We start from the raw sequence: 15,839 nt of genomic DNA, 5'->3' as shown, positions 1-15,839 counted from the left end.
CAGCGGATGGCTTCCCCCAGGACGACCGCCCGGATCGAGGACCCCGCCCTGCTGTGCGGCCGGGGTCGGTTCCTCGATGACCTCGACCCCCTGCCGGGCACGCTGACCGCGGCGATCGTGCGCAGCCCGCACCCGCACGCGCGCATCCGCGGCGTCGATCTCTCCCGCGCCCGCGCGCACCCTGGTGTGGCGGCGGTCGTGGGCCCCGACGAGGTGCTTGAAACGCTCCGCCCGTTCCCGCTGTCGCTGAAGGCACCGATGCCGTACTACCCGACCGCGACGGACAAAGCACGGTTCGTCGGCGAGCCGATCGCGGTCGTCGTCGCCGGTGACCGCTACGCGGCCGAAGACGCCGCCGAACTGGTCACCGTCGACTACGCACCGCTTCCCGCGGTCGTCGACATCGCCCGGGCGCTCGAACCGGACGCACCGCGACTGCACGACGGTGCCGACGGCAACGTGGCAACCGACCGGACATTCCACTTCGGACCGGTCGACGAGGTCTTCGCGGCGGCTGAGCACGTCGTCAGCGGGGAATACGAGTTCCCGCGCTATTCCTCCACCCCGATGGAGTGCTACTCGGTCATCGCCGAATGGCAGGACGAGGTGGACGGTCCGGCGATCACGGCGTGGGCCAACTTCCACGGGCCGTTCTCGATGGTGCCGGTCATCGCGGGCGCACTGGGCGTACCGACCTCCCGGGTTCGGCTGCTGGTGCCGGCCGACAACGGCGGGAGCTTCGGCATCAAGGCCGGGATCTACCCGTACGTCGCCCTGCTGGCGCTGGCCAGCAAGCACGCCGGACGCCCGGTGCGCTGGACCGAAGACCGCAACGAGCACCTGCTGGCGAGTTCGGCCGGGTCGGATCGGTCGATGCGCTTCGACGCGGCCGTGGCCGCCGACGGCACGGTACAAGCGCTGCGCGTCGACCTGATCGACAACGTCGGCGCCTACCTGCGTCCACCGGAACCGAGCACGTTGTACCGGTGCTTCGGCAACATCACCGGCGCCTACGACATCGATGCCGTGCAGATCCGGTCCCGGGCGGTCGTCACCAACAAGACCCCCACCGGGCTCAACCGCGGTTTCGGCGGCCAACAGCTCTACTTCGGGCTGGAACGCCTGATGGACAAGGTCGCCATCACATGCGGCCTGGATCCCGTCGAGGTCCGGCTGCGCAACCTCGTCCGCGCCGATGAATTCCCGTACCGCACGGCGACCGGCGGCATCTACGACTCGGGCGACTACCCGCAGGCGTTCGAACTCGCCCTGAAGAACGCCGACTACCCGGAATTGCGTCGGCGGCAACAGGAAGCGCGGGCTCGGGGCGAATACTTCGGCATCGGCGTAGCCACGATCGTCGACCCGTCGGCCACCAACATCGGTTACGTCGGCCTGGCCACCCCCGCCGACCAACGCCCGCCCGGCCGAGGAAAGTCCGGTTCCACCGAACACGTGCGCGTCAGCATCGACGTCAACGGCATCGTCTCGGTCCTGCTGGGCACGGTGCCGCAGGGCCAGGGGCACGCCACCGTGGCGCAACAAGTGGTGGCAGACCAGCTCGGGCTGCCGCTGGGCATGGTGCGACCGGTCGTCGAGATGGACACCGCCACCACGCCGTGGACCATCAGCTCCGGAAGCTACTCGTCCCGCTTCGCGCCGCTGCTGACCAGCGCGCTGGTGGAAGCCAGCGAGCGCCTCGCGCACACCCTGCGGCTGGCCGCCGGCACCATGCTGGGGCTCGACCCGGCGGACCTGGTGCTGGCCGAAGGCAAGATCCGGCATCGCGACGACCCCTCCCGCGCCGTGGAGTTCCGGCACGCCGCCGGGATGGTGCACTGGGATCCGGGATCGTTGCCGGACGGGACCGCGGCCCGGCTGTACGAGGAAGCGGCCTTCACCCCACCGCAGGCCAAGGCCCCCAGCCGGGACGACCAGATCAACTCCAGCCTCTGCTACGGGTTCGTGGCCGAGCTGGTGGTGTGCCGCATCGACCCGGCCACGCTCCAGCTCAACGTGGAGCTGGTGTCCACAGTGCACGATGCGGGCACCATCCTGAACCCGACCTTGCTGGAGGGGCAGGTGCACGGTGCGCTGGCACACGCGATCGGCGGGGCGCTCTACGAGGAGATGCGCTACTCCGAATCGGGCCAGCCGACCTCGGCGACGTTCATGGACTACCTGTGCCCGACCACGGCCGAGACGACCTACGAACTCCTCAGCGATCACCTGGAGACACCGTCGCCGCTGACCCGGCTCGGCGCGAAGGGGTGCGGCGAAGGCAGCTGCATGAGCCTGCCGGTGGCGATCGCCAACGCGGTGGCCGACGCACTGGAACCGTCCGGAGTGGACATCACCTCGCTGCCGTTGCACGGCAACGTGATCCACCGCCTGCTCGGCGGCGAAACACCTGAGAACGAAAGGGAGAACTGACGATGGCCCTCACCGGAGGCGAGATCAAGCTGACCCGCGGGCACGACGGCCGGGTCGCCTACCTGACCCTGGACCACGGGAAGTACAACATCATCACCTGGCAGACCCGCCAGGTGATGGCCGAGCGGTTCGCCGAGATCGACGCCGACGACAAGATCCAGGTCGTGGTGATCCAGGGGGAGGGCGAGCAGTTCTCCTCGGGCGGCGACATCGCCGGGTTCATGGAGGTCGACCCGATCGACTTCACCGACCTCGGGCACAACGTCACCGCGCCGTCCCGCAGCCCCAAGGTGGTGGTCACGGCGGTGGACGGATACTGCTTCGGCGTCGGCTTCGAACTGGCCCTGTCCTCGGACATCCGCCTGGCGACCAGCCGCAGCCAGTTCGCGCTGCCGGAGATGAACCTGGGCATGATCCCCGGCTCCGGCGGCACCCAGCGGCTCGCCCGGCTGATCGGCCTGTCCCGCGCCAAGTACCACGTGCTGACCGCCTCGCGGATCAACGCCGGCGACGCCAAGGACTGGGGCCTGGTCGCCGACGTGCTTGACGATCGCGCCGCACTGGACGCGGCGGTGGAGAAGCTGGTGGCCAAGCTGCTCGGGTTCTCCCCACTGGCCGCGCGGACCGCGAAGGAGGTGCTGGACCGCGGCGTGGACGGTCCGCTCTACACCGGCATCGAACTGGAGCGCAAGGCATACGCGATGCTGCGCTCCAGCCACGACTTCGCCGAGGGTGTCGCGGCGTTCAACGACAAGCGCGCACCCAAGTTCCAGGGCCGGTGACATAGCGCGATGAAGGCCGCACCTTTCGCATACGTCCGCCCCGCGACGCTGGATGAGGCCGTCTCCGAACTCGTCAGAGCCGATGGCGGAGGCAAGGTCATCGCTGGTGGCCAGTCCCTCGTGCCGGTGCTGGCGATGCGGTTGGCGCGGCCGACGACGCTGGTCGACATCAACGCCGTCCCCGAGTTGGGCGAGCTGCGGGCGGACGGCGGCCGGCTGGAAGTCGGCGCCACCGTCCGGCAGCGACGCATCGAGCGGGCGCCCGAGGCCGCCTCGGTGCCCTTGCTGCGCATGGCCTTGCCCTGGGTCGGCCATCGAGAGCTCCGCAGTCGCGGCACGGTCTGCGGCAGCCTCGCCCACGCCGACCCCGCGGCGGAGATCCCCGCCGTGGCGAGCTGCCTGAACGCCGAGCTGGACTTGGTCGGCCCGCGCGGTCGGCGAACCGTCGCCGCCCGGGAGTTCTTCGCCGGTGCGATGGCTACCGCGCTGGAAGGTGAAGACGTGCTCGCCGCGGTGCGCTTCCCGACCGCCCGGCCGGGGGATGGTTTCGGATTCGCCGAAATCGCTCGTCGGCACGGCGACTTCGCCTTGGCGGGTGTGGCGGCCCACGTGCGGGTGGCCGAAGATCGCGTTGTGTTCGCGACGCTGACCGCGTTCGGCGTCTCCGACCGCCCCGTGACTCGTGAGGTCGCGGACCTGCTGTCCCTTGCCGCGGCGGCGCAGGATGTGCCGACCGAGCTGCAAGGGCCGCTGAGTTCGCTGGCGGTCGAGGTCGTGAACACCGACGGCGATGTGCACGCCTCGACCGAATACCGGCGGCGGTTGTTCCGCACCCTCGCCGCCCGGGAACTGGCCAAGGCATACCGGCGCGCCACCGAAAGCTCCCAGAGGTAAGGACATGACGAGCACTGAAACCCCCCGCGAAGCCGATGAAACCCGGCTGCGGCCAGTCCGCGCGGCGGCGGATGAACCGGTCGAAGTCCGCCTGACGGTCAACGGCACACCGGCGGTGCTGAACCTGCCTGCCCGCGTCACGCTCTCCGACGCGTTGCGCGACCACCTCGGCCTTACCGGCACCCATGTGGGCTGCGAGCACGGCGTGTGCGGCATGTGCACCGTGCTGGTCGACGGCGAGGCGGCGCGCGCTTGCCTGCTGTTCGCCTGCCAGCTCGATGGCGCCGAGGTCGTCACGGTGGAAGGACTCGGACGACCCGACGACCTGCATCCGCTCCAGCAGGCGTTCGGCCGCAACCACGCCTTGCAGTGCGGTTTCTGCACCCCGGGTTTCCTGCTCAGCTCCTACGACCTGCTGGCGAACAAGCCGGACGTCACCGACGACGAGCTGCCCGCGGAACTGTCCGGGGTGATCTGCCGCTGCACCGGCTACCGCAACATCCTCACCGCCGTCGCGGAAACACACCGGGCGCATCCCGACGGCATCCCCGAACCGGGCAACTGCGCGCGGCGCGCACTCGTCGGACGCTCCAACGGCCAGTCGGCGACGGTGCCCGAAGCCAACAAGCCGGTAGCCGACACCGCAGCCAAGACCGTGGACATCAAGCTTCCGCAAGGGGAACCGACGGTCGCGGTGGAGATCACCACCGACCTGGACGTGCCGTTCGACCTGGTGTGGCGGGTGCTCGACGACGTCCACCTGCTGGCCCGCTGCCTGCCCGGCGCCGAACTCACCGATGACCTCGGCGAGAACGCCTACGCGGGGCGCGCCCGTGTCGCGGTCGGGCCGATCAAGTTGTCCTTCAACGGATTCGCCCGGATCGTCGAGCACGATCGCGACACCGGCACGCTGCGGGTCCTGGCCCAGGGCCAGGACACCGGCGGAGCGCAGACCCAAGCCGACATCACGCTCGTCGCCCGCCCCACCGAACAGGGCACCCAACTCCGTGCTGACGCGGCGGTATACCTCACCGGCCGCATCGCCCAGTTCGGCCGGGCGCTGGCCGGCGACATCAGTCGGCGCATGTTCGAGCAGTTCGCCGAGGCGGTCAAGGAGGCCGCCACCTCCGGCGAGGCACCCCAGACCCCGGCGGGCGCGCCGAGCGCGCTGCGGTTGCTGCTGAGCACTCTGCTCGACCGGCTGCGCCGAATCGGCCGTCGCAAGCGCTGATCCCACCGGCCGAGCCTCTATCGCCGAAGGCGATGGGCGATGATCAGACCCGAGGGCGCAACCGCGGTGCCGTCGCCCACCGGACGGGCGGCGGCGTTCGCTGAGTCAGGCATCGCGACGGCAGCTCGGTGCAGCACGAGATGGCCCGGTGCGCGACAGCGGAGCACTCGACGGCGACGACCAGGGGAGGAAACGCAGCCGTGATCGAGGAGGCGCAGAGTGAGTTGCGGGACAGGGTATCGGCTCCCGACCAACTCGTGGCCCGGATGGGGATCGAGATCACCGATTGGTCGGCCGACCGGCTTGTCGGGACGATGCCGGTGCAGGGCAACAGGCAGCCTTACGGGCTCTTTCACGGTGGCGCCAGTGCGGTACTGGCCGAGACCCTGGGGTCGATCGCGGCCCTGCTGCATGCCGGACCGGACCGGATCGCCCTGGGCGTCGAGCTTTCCTGCACGCACCACCGCGCGGCCAAGAGCGGGGTGGTCACCGGAGTGGCCACCACCGTCCACAACGGACACGACACGGCGACCTACGAGATTGCCATCACCGACGAAGAACACCGGCGCGTCTGCACGGCGATGCTGACCTGCGCGATCCGCCGCAGACCAGGCACTTGGCCCAAGCGATGATAGCGCTGGCTAACTCCGTCGGTTTGATCCCGCCAGATTCTTGCAAGAAAAAGAAGATCACGCTTGGGGGCATACCGTAGTAGCGGATTGTCTATCATCCAATATGATCAACAGGATATAGTCGGCCACCGACTGGGGAGGTGGCTACTGGCGTGGTGCAAGACGCCCTGAACGGTTACGAGAGTGGGGAAGTTCGTCGCGGCGCACCGCAGAGCGGATATGGGAAATTTCTAGGAAGTAGTGGCGATACACTGTTCCTTTCAAATGGAATGGAAGCATTGGGTCGGTCCTCTTTCTCTCCTTAATGCCGCAGTAACTTCCGGCGTGATCACCCAAGGCATCCCGTCCGTTGGATTGCATTTTCCTTAGTTGCCATCGGCTTCCACTTGGACCTACTAGGGTCTTAGCGGAATCCCCCGTTCCTGCGCCTGGCCCGGGAATTAGTTCTCAGCGGTTCTGTCTCAGCGGTCGAATGTTCACTGGTTTAGGCAACCCTGGCGGTATCGCGCACTTCGGGTGCGGGGCTTCGATATTCATCGGTGCTCCTGGCTTCCCTGGTTCTTCCAATGCCAGGACTTCATGTAGAGTCCACGACGGTTTGCCGTGGTATTGCCACGCCACTATCGGTGGGCAGAACACGGGTGAGTCACCGATGATCGGGCACCGGTAGGCGCTAGCATCCTTAGCGCTGCGGAGAATGAACACGTCGGCGCTAGTACCGCGATGGAACATCGCTGCTAGCAGCTCGGGGGCTTCCAATCGCCCCCAGCGAATCAGCGTCCAGCCACGCTTGCGCAGCTCGGTAAGCAGATCTTCCAGCGTCAGCGACGATTCGTTTTCGGTTGTTGGGGTGCTCATAGCTGCACCCGCTTCCGGCGCTTCATCATCGCTCGGTACTTCCGATGTTTCCGGCGCTGCTCTTTCCAGCGCCACAACCATGTGCGCATGTGATGCCTCCCGAATTGTCTACCTTGATTATCGGGAGGCCTGATCGACGGGTGTAGCGCTATGCGCGTTGTTGGGTAAACTCGTCTGCTACTGATTCGAGAAAGTCTCTCGCCTGGTCTCCGGTCACTGCGCGTTCGCGGAAGTGCTCAAACACGTTGAGGTGATACGAGATGTCTCGGTAGTCGCGTAGCGCGACTGAGCCGGAGAAGAGCTCGACCGTGACTAGCCGATCATCATAGACGGCGAAAACGTTAAGAGGGGGTTCGCTGACAAGCGCACTATTCGGCAAGATGGCTAAGTCCACGTTCGGCCGGGTGGATGCTTCGGTCATGTGGCGCAATTGCGCGGCCATAACATCGGCGGCAGCGTATTTGACTCGGGCCGCTTGCTCGGTAAGCAAGAAGTAGAACCGACGAGATTCGTCGTTCAAAACTTCCTGCCGATCTAGCCGTGCCTGTATGGCGCGGTCGATATCCCGCGCTGGTCTTCCCTCTACGCCTGGAGTAAGAACAGCACGCGCGTACTCGCGTGTCTGGAGGAGACCCGACGGGATCGCGGGGAGAAAATGGCGAACAACAGAGGAAGCCTTCGCAAGTGATTTCAGTTCGGCTTGCCGTCGCCAGATCCCTTTTCGGGCGGACGAGCGAACGGAGGCGTACTCGACGTTCGCCGCGCGGGCTAGAGAAAGAATTTCCGCCCGAGCATCGGAAGGCACTTCAAGCGCTTGGAGTAAGCATTCAACATCGGCGACGGATGGTAGAGCCCTGCCTGATTCAATCCTGCTGACCTTTGATTGAGACATAGCAGCACGGGCCGCCAGCCTCTCACCGGAGAGGCCGACGGCCTTTCGTAGCTGTTGCAGCGTCTCAGCAAGGTTCTTTCGGTCCTGCTGATCGGTATCAGGTTCGAGCATTCCACTCGCTCAATGGAACGGCGTGCGCCAATGCTGTGTCTCGCCACTTCAGGTATTGGGTGGGGTCTGGGTTTTCTCGCTGGTCTCGATTTATCAGGGTGCCGTCTGGATTGAAGTTCAGGTCAACCACCAAAGAGTCATCGAAGATCCAGAAATCATGCGCGGGTAGATCGAGGTCAAGATTGGTCACGTCGAGGATCCGGATATCCTCCCCGGCCGCGATGTTGCCAGGGATAGCCCAATCCAGTTGAAACCGGAGATATTCCGTCAACGGGCGATGCAATACCCGTACACGTCCGACCGTCTTGCCCTCCGCTACGTAGCCCTGCACACGGTCATGCCAGGCCGCGTTATGTCCGTCCGGCATCGGCTGTCCGGCACGCCAACGGCTGAAGTCGTCATCTTCCCGAGGAATGGCGTAGTTTTGTTGGCACTCGAACCGCCAGGCGGACCGCTGGCAGTCGTTGAACCTCTGCCGGAACGCTTCCCGGTCTAGGAGCACTTGAGATCCTCCCGGAGCCTCTCGACCACCTCAGCGCCTCCTGGAAGTCTCGGCTAGCGCTGTCACCGCGTCGAGGACGATGTCAGGGGGCAACTCGACCGCTGTTTCTCCCTCTCCGAGGGTCAAACCCTCCGCGCTGGGGACGTGGGCCCCGTGGACTACGGCCGTACCTCGGTCGGAGACGTAGACGGCTGGGCAGTCATCATCGCGGCAGCCGGACACCTTGCGTAGCATCATGGTCACAGCCTTAGCGATCAGGTGGGGAGGATCAAGGCTGAACCGGGGGCTAGTCGCGATGTTGCATAACTTGCCCATAGTCACACGGATCAAGGAGTGCCCCAGTCAGCGGGGCAGCTCGCGCTAGTCACCCCGCTGACCAGCGACAACATGCTCAGGGGCACCCCTGGTTCGTGTGTAAAACCGGTAACCGCGTACGCGAAATTGACGGTCCTTGTGCGGGAAGGGCGGCGATTTCGCGCGAAATCGCCGCCCTCGGTGAGGTCCGCAGCCGCAGGCCGGGCCTCAGCTCGCCTGATGCTCCCTGTTCTCCGTCGTCCCCTCCAGCTCCTTCCACTCTTCGTCGGTGAGCAGCCGGGAGCGGATCAGGAACCGCACACCGTCGGGAGCTTCGAGGGAGAAACCGCTGCCGCGGCCGGGTACGAGGTCGATGGTGAGATGGGTGTGCTTCCAGTACTCGAACTGCGAACGCGACATCCACACCGGCACCGGTTCGGCGACGTCGTCGATGATGAGTTCGCCGAGGAGGACGTCGGCACCGCCGGTGCGGAACTCGCCTGCGGGGTAACACATCGGTGCGCTGCCGTCGCAGCATCCGCCGGACTGGTGGAACATCACCGGGCCGTGCCTGCCGCGGAGGCGGCGGATCTGCGCCGCCGCCTCCGCGGTGACCGACACCCTGCCGGGAGTCTCCATCAGAAGAACCCCAGGGCGTTCTCGGAGTAGCTGACCAGCATGTTCTTGGTCTGCTGGTAGTGGTCGAGCATCATCTTGTGGGTCTCCCGGCCGATGCCGGACTGCTTGTACCCGCCGAATGCGGCGTGGGCGGGGTAGGCGTGGTAATTGTTCACCCACACCCGGCCGGCCTGGATGTCGCGCCCGGCGCGGTAGGCGGTGTTTCCATCGCGGCTCCACACGCCTGCACCGAGGCCGTAGAGCGTGTCGTTGGCGGTTTTCAGCGCGTCGTCGTAATTGTCGAACTTCGCCACCGACACGACCGGACCGAAGATCTCCTCCTGGAAGATCCGCTGCTTGTTGTGCCCTTCGAAGATGGTCGGCGCGACGTAGTAGCCGCCGGCCAGGTCGCCTTCCAGCTCGACGCGGTGGCCGCCGGTGCGGATCGTGGCGCCTTCCTGCTTGCCGATGTCGATGTAGGACAGGATCTTCTCGAGTTGGTCGTTGCTGGCCTGCGCGCCGATCTGCGTGTCGGTGTCCAGCGGGTTGCCCTGCTTGATCTTCGCGGTGCGCTCGGTGGCGTCGGCGACGAAGTCGTCGTAGATGCCGGACTGGATCAGCGCCCGCGACGGGCAGGTGCAAACCTCGCCCTGGTTGAGCGCGAACATCGCGAACCCTTCCAGCGCCTTGTCGTAGAAGGCGTCGCGGTGGGCGGCGACGTCGTCGAAGAAGATGTTCGGGCTCTTACCACCGAGTTCGAGGGTGACGGGGATGATGTTCTCGCTGGCGTACTGCAGGATCAGCCGCCCGGTGGTGGTCTCGCCGGTGAAGGCGACCTTGCGGACCCGGGGGCTGGCCGCGAGCGGTTTGCCCGCTTCGACGCCGAAGCCATTGACCACGTTGAGCACCCCGGCGGGCAGCAGGTCGGCGATGAGATCGAGCAGCACGTGGATGGACGCCGGGGTCTGCTCGGCGGGCTTGAGCACCACGGTGTTGCCGGCGGCGAGCGCGGGCGCGAGCTTCCAGGTGGCCATCAACAGCGGGAAATTCCACGGGATGATCTGCGCGACCACGCCCAGCGGCTCGTGGAAGTGGTAGGCGACGGTGTTCTCGTCTATCTGCGAGATCGAGCCTTCCTGGCTGCGCAACGCGCCGGCGAAGTAGCGGAAGTGGTCGATGGCCAGCGGGATGTCGGCGGCCAGCGCTTCGCGCACCGGCTTGCCGTTCTCCCAGCTCTCGGCGACCGCGAGCGTTTCGAGGTTCTGCTCCATCCGGTCGGCGATCTTGAGCAGGATGCCGGCGCGGTCGGCCGTCGAAGTCTTGCCCCACGCCGCCGCGGCGCCTTCGGCGGCGTCCAGGGCGCGCTCGACGTCCTCGGCGGTGCCGCGGCCGATCTCGGTGAACGTCTTCCCGGTGACCGGGGTGGGGTTCTCGAAGTACTCGCCCTTGGCCGGGGCCACGTACTCGCCACCGATGAAGTGGTCATAGCGCGACCGGTACTCCACGACCGAACCGGCTGTACCCGGCGCTGCGTACAGAGCCATGCATTCCTCCAGTGCGAACTGCGGTGACCTGGATCACTCCTTGATCCAGTGTGGCAGAAGGTAGAGCACGCAACGTTGCAATGACGTTGCGCTGTGGTGAGTCAATCGACTGCTTTAAGCCGAAGACGTGGGCGAGCCCGGCTCCGTGAGCCGGCCTTCTGCTGATTCATTGCGCGTTGGGCTGATCCGGCTGTTTGGCGCGACGGCGGAGTTCAGCACGGCGGTGTTGGGCAGCCGGATCGGGCCGCCATCGCTTTCCAGCGTGAGGTACACGAGCCCCATTTCGACCACGTGACCCTCGAGCGGGCCGCCGAGCGTCCCGGAGTACACGATCACGTGATCACCGATGGTGAACGGACGGGCGATCACGAGCATCAGGCCCGCGAAGACGTTGCCGAGCGACTGCTGCGCGGCGATGCCGATGATGACACCGGTCACGGCCCCGCCAACCAGGAGTTGGTCGACTCGGACGCCCAGCTCGCCCAGCGCCAGGACCGCGACGGCGGCGTACCCCATCAGGGAAATGGCCAACCGGATTGCACCGGCGTGGCTCGCGCTCAACCGGACCCGGGTGCGACGGGCCGCCTCCCGGCTGATGTTCTGCACCGCCATCGCCCCGAAAACGATGAACAGCACGGCGCCACCGACGGCGGCGGCTTTGTGCAGCGGCTGGCCGGTGTGGAACAGGGTCGCCGGTTCGATCAGAGCGGCCGTCACCAGCATCACCAGCGCCAGCACGGACGCGCCGATGGCGCGTTTCGTCTCGCGCGTGAGCCGCCGCGGAGTCACGACCGCTCTCATGCCGCGTCGCCAGCTTCGTTGACCGACGTCGGTGGCGTCGCCGTTCGGGGAGTCCATGTGTTCCGATTCTGGTGGTGATCGCCGCACGATCAAGACCCTGGTGATCAGGAGCTCCCTCCCGTCACCGGAATGGCCGCCGGAGCGGGCAGTTTCCGGGCGGGGGATGACGGTTGCCGGCGACGCCGGTGTCCACACAGGACAAGAACCGCGCGTTCGAGCGCGTGCCACCAGCCGGTGAGGGGGTGATTGCTGTCCGTGACATCGACGGATCGCCTAGGCTGGCACGGGCACTCGATCTCGGACGAAAGGTTGCCATGCGCCACTCGATGGCTCCCAGCACCATGCGCCGCGGTTTCTCGGCGGCGACCGCCACCGGCGCGGTGCAGTGGGTCGCATCGTGACCGGGACGGTTGAGCGCGGGGTGCTGGATGTTTCCGCGGCGTGGGAACGAATCCGTCACGTCCGCAGCGCGCAGGACGCTTCCGCCGCCGGGCTCGGCAAGGATCGCGATGGCAGGTGGCGATGGGAGGACGCCGCCTCGCCCGAGGCCGCGCAGCTCGCCGAGCTGTACCTGCCGCTGTGCCTGGCCGGTCCGCGCTATGTCATCGCGCAGCTCGGGCAGAGCTTGGACGGCTGCATCGCGACCCGCACCGGCGACGCGGTTTTCGTGACCGGTGAACAGGACCGGTGTCACCTGCACCGCTTGCGCGCCCTCTGCGACGCGGTGGTCGTCGGGGCGGACACCGCGACCACAGATGATCCGCAGCTGACCGTGCGGGCCTGTACCGGCGCCAACCCGGCGCGAGTTGTCCTCGACCACCGCGGCCGCGTTCCGCGCGAACGGCGCGTCTTCATCGACGGTGCCGCGCCAACGCTGTGGATGGTGGGATGCGCGAACACCGACGTCGACGGCCTTGGTGAACGTGTCGACGTCATCCGGATGCCCTGCGACGAAGACGGTTTCGAACTGCAGCCCGTTCTCGACGCGCTAGCGCAGCGCGGTCTCGGCCGCGTCCTCATCGAAGGCGGCGGCGTGACCGTCTCGCGTTTCCTCCAGGCAGGCGCTCTGGACCGGCTATACGTCACCGTCGCGCCCGTACTGCTGGGTGACGGGGTGCCCGGCCTGCAGTTCCCGGGGACCGAGCGGATGCGCGACGCCCTCCGGCCGCCCGTGCGCCGGATTGCCTTCGGCGAAGACACGCTCTTCGAATTCGACCTGGGCCTGCGTGGATCGTCGCTGGCCCACACGCCGGAGCAATAGCACACCGGCACCGGGCAGGCTCGCGATGAAGGTGAGCACCCCGTACACCACGGCCGTGGTGAACCCATGCGTCGCGCCCAAGCCGGCTGCGCCGAACGCCCAGGCCAGCACGCCCTCCCGTGGTCCCCAGCCGCCAACGTTCACCGGCAATCCCATCGCTAGCAGCGCTAGCACCAGCAGCGGCACCAGCTGCGATACCGGCGCCGCCACGCCCGCCGTGCGCGCGGAGACTAGGAAAAGCGCCAGGTGCCCCGCCAGTGTCGCCACAGACAGAATCGCGACGCCAGGCCACGTGTCGCGCGCGAGCAGGCCGCGACGTAGCTCTCCAATCGCAGTCGCAACCGCGCGCCGTCCCCGCGTGGTGGTTCGTGCCCATACGACGAGTACGGCCCCGGCCGCGACCGAAATGACCACCATCACGCCAGCCACGTGCCAGGACCCGACTTCGTGGAACAAGGAGGGCCGGGCAAGCAAGACCAGGCCCGCGACCAGAAAGAGCACGACCTGCCCTGCGGTTCGTTCCAGAACCACAGCGCGAACACCGCGGCCGACATCGTCGGTATCCCGGCCATGCCGGACACCACGGTGGACGTCGCCGAGCACGCCGCCCGGCAGCGCCGCGTTCAGAAACAGCGCGCGGTAGTAGTCCGCGACTGCGGTGCCCAACCGCAGGCGGAGTCCGATGCGGCGCGCGACGAGGCACCACCGCCACGCGCTGAACACGGTCGTCAGCAATCCGATTCCCAGCGCGGCGACGACCGCGCCGACATCGATGACCCGCAGCCCCGCTACGAACGCCCCGGTGCCCAGCCGCCACAGCAGCACTGCCAGGATCGCCACCCCGCCCAGCACCTGTAGCCACGGCCACACCCGCCCGCGCCGGACCTTGTGTTCTCGACGGGGCGTCGTGCGCGCTATGCGTGACCTGGTCGGCTCAGCTGAATTGGAACAGGACGACCGGTTGGTCCTAGGCGACACCAGGCCACAGTAACTCGGCCCGCGAGCCGCCGTTGTCGGCGTGGGAATGGACCATCACGCCGGAGCGGCAGAGCGTCACACTGCCGCGCGGTGATTCCCGGCGCTGAGCCGCGGAACAGCGAGCAAGTCGCGGTGGTGGACGAGCACCCGCAAGTCACCGGCGAAGCATTCCGCACGCCGACGCCGCAGGTACGGTTGCGCTGCGGACGCCAACTCCGGCTGCTGTTCGCAAGCCGCGCCAACCCAGCCCTTGAGCCATTCCATCGTCAACGCCGCATGGGCCGAGCCCAGCCGCCACAGGCTGGGGCACGAGTGCACTACCGCGCCGCGCCGCTCGAACTCAGCACTCGCGGCGTCGACGGCGTCCGGCCCGAGCAGCCGTCGGCCGCGCACGGGCCGGCGTTGATGAGCGTTGAACGCCGACTCGAGAACGGAATCGAGCGGGTCGGCGGGGGCCAGCTCGACCCTGCCCACCACGGACAAGGTCAGCAGCGCCAGGCATCCGGCATCCACGCACGCCGAAACGAGGCCCGCGACCTCCGCGCCGGTGAGCAGATCGAGCAGCGCGGAGGCGGTCACCAGCGAAGTACCGACGAGATCGCCACCACGCAAGCTTGCAATGTCCGAAAGCAGCGTCTGGACCGCGACCGGGCCGCCATGAGCGTCGAGCAGCGGGACCCGCTCCGCGCGCCGCAGCAATTCCGGGTCACGGTCGTGCAAGATCCAGCGCTGCGGGCCGGGCAGTTCTCCGGCCAGCCAGCGTCCCATCGACCCGGTGCCGCAGCCCAGATCCCGGACCAGCACCGGTGCGGTGGTACTGGGCGACAGGGCGGCGCGCAGCGGGGGGAGGAGGTCGCGTGCTCGGGCGTTGGAATCGGCGGGTTCCCGCAGCGCAAGCCAGTCCGGGGCGAATTCGCCGACGGAGCTCACCTCGGCTCCCCGCGAAGATCGTCCAGCACGCTTGCCAGCGCCCGAGCCGTTTCGTCCCACCCGTGCAGCGTGCCACGGCGGGATCGGGCGGCGGCCCGCAGACGCTTCCGCAAGGCGGCCTCGGTGAGCCAGCGACGCAAGGCCCTCGCGAGCGCAGGCGCGTCCTCGGGTGCAACGAGCAGCCCCGGTACGTCGCCGTTGGGAGCACGTCCGAGCGTCTCGGGCACGGCACCGACTTCCGTGGCCAGCACGGGAATCCCGCGTGCCAGCGCTTCGGCCACGACCATGCCGTAGGTCTCCGCGCGGGAGGCCAGCACGACGAGATCGGATTCGGCATACGCCGTGTCCAACTCCTGGCGCGAGTACGGGCCGACCAGCCGGACGCGATCATCGATTCCGGTGTTGTCGATCAGTTGCCGCACGCGCGTGACATGGGCGGCGTCACGGCGCAGAGCTCCGGCGCATACGCAGGTCCACGACAGGTCGGTGATGGTCGCGAGCGCTTCGACCAGCAGGTCGTGCCCTTTGCGGGGTGTCACCGCGGCCGGGCAGAGCATCCGGGATCCGCTTTCCCTACCGGGAGCAGGCGCAGCGCGATCGGTGCCGGGAGTTACGACGTGTACTTGGCTCGCGTCGAGCCCGTGCGCGGCGAGCCGCGACGCAGCCCACGGGCTGGTCACCACGACGGCAGCCGCAGCACGCAGTGTCGCCTTCTCCCGGGCATCCAGATCCGCCGCGACCGCCGGTGCCAGCCCGGTCTCGTCCGCCAGCGGAAGGTGCACCAGCACGGCGATCCGCAGGCGCCGCGCCTGCGGCACCACGATGTCGGGCACGCCGCACGCCACAAGCCCGTCCAGGAGCACAACAGCACCCTCCGACAGCCCGGCCAGCGTATCCGCCAAGGCCGCACGCGCGCCGTCCTCGGGCTGCGGCCACGATCCCGCACAGGTGATCAGGTGCACCCGCCAGCCGTGGTCGGCCAGGTCCCGGCACACCCGACGACCGTAAACGTTGCCGCCACTGGGCACCGTCACGTCGTCGACGTCCCCCGGCAAGACGACGTGGACGGCGCGAATGT

The 15,839-nt window shown here is 67.6% G+C and carries 15 protein-coding genes and 1 pseudogene; 6 read left to right on the top strand and 10 right to left on the bottom strand.

Annotated features, from left to right (window positions below; translation table 11 throughout):
* The first annotated feature begins 6 nt into the window (after positions 1-6).
* From BJ970_RS29995 to BJ970_RS29975, 5 genes are all read left to right on the top strand, one after another.
* A complete protein-coding gene (locus BJ970_RS29995) occupies positions 7-2,433 on the top strand; it encodes a xanthine dehydrogenase family protein molybdopterin-binding subunit (RefSeq protein ID WP_184730468.1) in 2,427 nt (808 codons plus the stop codon).
* Between the two features lie 2 nt (positions 2,434-2,435).
* Positions 2,436-3,215, top strand: a complete 780-nt coding sequence (locus BJ970_RS29990) for an enoyl-CoA hydratase/isomerase family protein (RefSeq protein ID WP_184730466.1) — start codon at positions 2,436-2,438, stop codon at positions 3,213-3,215.
* A 9-nt stretch (positions 3,216-3,224) separates the two neighbouring features.
* Positions 3,225-4,109: an FAD binding domain-containing protein gene (locus tag BJ970_RS29985; protein ID WP_184730464.1), complete on the top strand. Its 885-nt coding sequence runs from the start codon at positions 3,225-3,227 to the stop codon at positions 4,107-4,109.
* Positions 4,110-4,113: 4 nt separating this feature from the next.
* A complete protein-coding gene (locus BJ970_RS29980; protein ID WP_184730462.1) occupies positions 4,114-5,340 on the top strand; it encodes a xanthine dehydrogenase family Fe-S subunit in 1,227 nt (408 codons plus the stop codon).
* Positions 5,341-5,540: 200 nt separating this feature from the next.
* Positions 5,541-5,972 (top strand): PaaI family thioesterase, encoded by a 432-nt coding sequence (locus tag BJ970_RS29975; protein ID WP_312864545.1) that lies wholly within the window; start codon positions 5,541-5,543, stop codon positions 5,970-5,972.
* 447 nt (positions 5,973-6,419) lie between these two features.
* Here BJ970_RS29975 and BJ970_RS29970 read toward each other — a convergent pair whose 3' ends face one another.
* From BJ970_RS29970 to BJ970_RS29940, 7 genes are all read right to left on the bottom strand, one after another.
* A complete protein-coding gene (locus BJ970_RS29970) occupies positions 6,420-6,911 on the bottom strand; it encodes a hypothetical protein (RefSeq protein WP_246471895.1) in 492 nt (163 codons plus the stop codon).
* Between the two features lie 67 nt (positions 6,912-6,978).
* A complete protein-coding gene (locus BJ970_RS29965) occupies positions 6,979-7,833 on the bottom strand; it encodes a helix-turn-helix domain-containing protein (RefSeq protein WP_184730460.1) in 855 nt (284 codons plus the stop codon).
* Positions 7,820-8,335, bottom strand: coding sequence for a DUF6879 family protein (locus BJ970_RS29960; protein ID WP_184730458.1), 516 nt, complete (start codon positions 8,333-8,335; stop codon positions 7,820-7,822). Before BJ970_RS29960 ends, BJ970_RS29965 begins: the two co-directional genes overlap by 14 nt.
* Before the next feature lie 30 nt (positions 8,336-8,365).
* Positions 8,366-8,572, bottom strand: a complete 207-nt coding sequence (locus BJ970_RS29955; RefSeq protein WP_221468314.1) for a hypothetical protein — start codon at positions 8,570-8,572, stop codon at positions 8,366-8,368.
* 285 nt (positions 8,573-8,857) lie between these two features.
* Entirely contained in the window at positions 8,858-9,268 is a 411-nt protein-coding gene (locus tag BJ970_RS29950) for a DUF779 domain-containing protein (RefSeq protein ID WP_184730454.1), read from the bottom strand.
* The gene (gene exaC, locus BJ970_RS29945) at positions 9,268-10,791 is read right to left on the bottom strand and encodes an acetaldehyde dehydrogenase ExaC (protein ID WP_184730452.1); all 1,524 of its coding nucleotides are present in this window, start codon (positions 10,789-10,791) and stop codon (positions 9,268-9,270) included. The genes BJ970_RS29950 and exaC overlap by 1 nt, the downstream gene beginning before the upstream one ends.
* A gap of 114 nt (positions 10,792-10,905) precedes the next feature.
* On the bottom strand, positions 10,906-11,649 hold the full coding sequence (locus tag BJ970_RS29940) for a mechanosensitive ion channel family protein (protein ID WP_184730450.1): 744 nt from the start codon (positions 11,647-11,649) through the stop codon (positions 10,906-10,908).
* 328 nt (positions 11,650-11,977) lie between these two features.
* On the opposite strand from BJ970_RS29940, the pseudogene BJ970_RS39675 reads away from it, so the two are divergent.
* Positions 11,978-12,649, top strand: a pseudogene (locus tag BJ970_RS39675) (RibD family protein); the annotation flags it as partial.
* An 18-nt stretch (positions 12,650-12,667) separates the two neighbouring features.
* Here the strand turns inward: BJ970_RS39675 and BJ970_RS29935 are convergent.
* The 3 genes from BJ970_RS29935 to BJ970_RS29925 form a co-directional block, all read right to left on the bottom strand.
* The gene (locus BJ970_RS29935; protein WP_312864544.1) at positions 12,668-13,723 is read right to left on the bottom strand and encodes a lysylphosphatidylglycerol synthase transmembrane domain-containing protein; all 1,056 of its coding nucleotides are present in this window, start codon (positions 13,721-13,723) and stop codon (positions 12,668-12,670) included.
* 183 nt (positions 13,724-13,906) lie between these two features.
* Entirely contained in the window at positions 13,907-14,761 is an 855-nt protein-coding gene (locus BJ970_RS29930; protein WP_184730448.1) for a small ribosomal subunit Rsm22 family protein, read from the bottom strand.
* Positions 14,758-15,837 (bottom strand): glycosyltransferase family 4 protein, encoded by a 1,080-nt coding sequence (locus tag BJ970_RS29925; RefSeq protein ID WP_312864626.1) that lies wholly within the window; start codon positions 15,835-15,837, stop codon positions 14,758-14,760. Before BJ970_RS29925 ends, BJ970_RS29930 begins: the two co-directional genes overlap by 4 nt.
* Positions 15,838-15,839: the final 2 nt, after the last annotated feature.

The sequence above is a fragment of the Saccharopolyspora phatthalungensis genome, from assembly GCF_014203395.1.
In the GTDB taxonomy this organism is placed as follows: Bacteria; Actinomycetota; Actinomycetes; order Mycobacteriales; family Pseudonocardiaceae; genus Saccharopolyspora; species Saccharopolyspora phatthalungensis.
The sequence above is the reverse complement of the archived record's forward strand: the minus strand, read 5'-3'. Positions and strand labels throughout refer to the sequence as shown.

Excerpts from the sequence above, each read along its gene's own strand:
- BJ970_RS29995 (WP_184730468.1), top strand. The coding sequence starts at position 7 with ATGGCTTCCCCCAGGACGACCGCCCGGATCGAGGACCCCGCCCTGCTG.
- BJ970_RS29990 (WP_184730466.1), top strand. The coding sequence starts at position 2,436 with ATGGCCCTCACCGGAGGCGAGATCAAGCTGACCCGCGGGCACGACGGC.
- BJ970_RS29985 (WP_184730464.1), top strand. The coding sequence starts at position 3,225 with ATGAAGGCCGCACCTTTCGCATACGTCCGCCCCGCGACGCTGGATGAG.
- BJ970_RS29980 (WP_184730462.1), top strand. The coding sequence starts at position 4,114 with ATGACGAGCACTGAAACCCCCCGCGAAGCCGATGAAACCCGGCTGCGG.
- BJ970_RS29970 (WP_246471895.1), bottom strand. The coding sequence starts at position 6,911 with ATGGTTGTGGCGCTGGAAAGAGCAGCGCCGGAAACATCGGAAGTACCG.
- BJ970_RS29965 (WP_184730460.1), bottom strand. The coding sequence starts at position 7,833 with ATGCTCGAACCTGATACCGATCAGCAGGACCGAAAGAACCTTGCTGAG.
- BJ970_RS29955 (WP_221468314.1), bottom strand. The coding sequence starts at position 8,572 with ATGATGCTACGCAAGGTGTCCGGCTGCCGCGATGATGACTGCCCAGCC.
- BJ970_RS29950 (WP_184730454.1), bottom strand. The coding sequence starts at position 9,268 with ATGGAGACTCCCGGCAGGGTGTCGGTCACCGCGGAGGCGGCGGCGCAG.
- exaC (WP_184730452.1), bottom strand. The coding sequence starts at position 10,791 with ATGGCTCTGTACGCAGCGCCGGGTACAGCCGGTTCGGTCGTGGAGTAC.
- BJ970_RS29940 (WP_184730450.1), bottom strand. The coding sequence starts at position 11,649 with ATGGACTCCCCGAACGGCGACGCCACCGACGTCGGTCAACGAAGCTGG.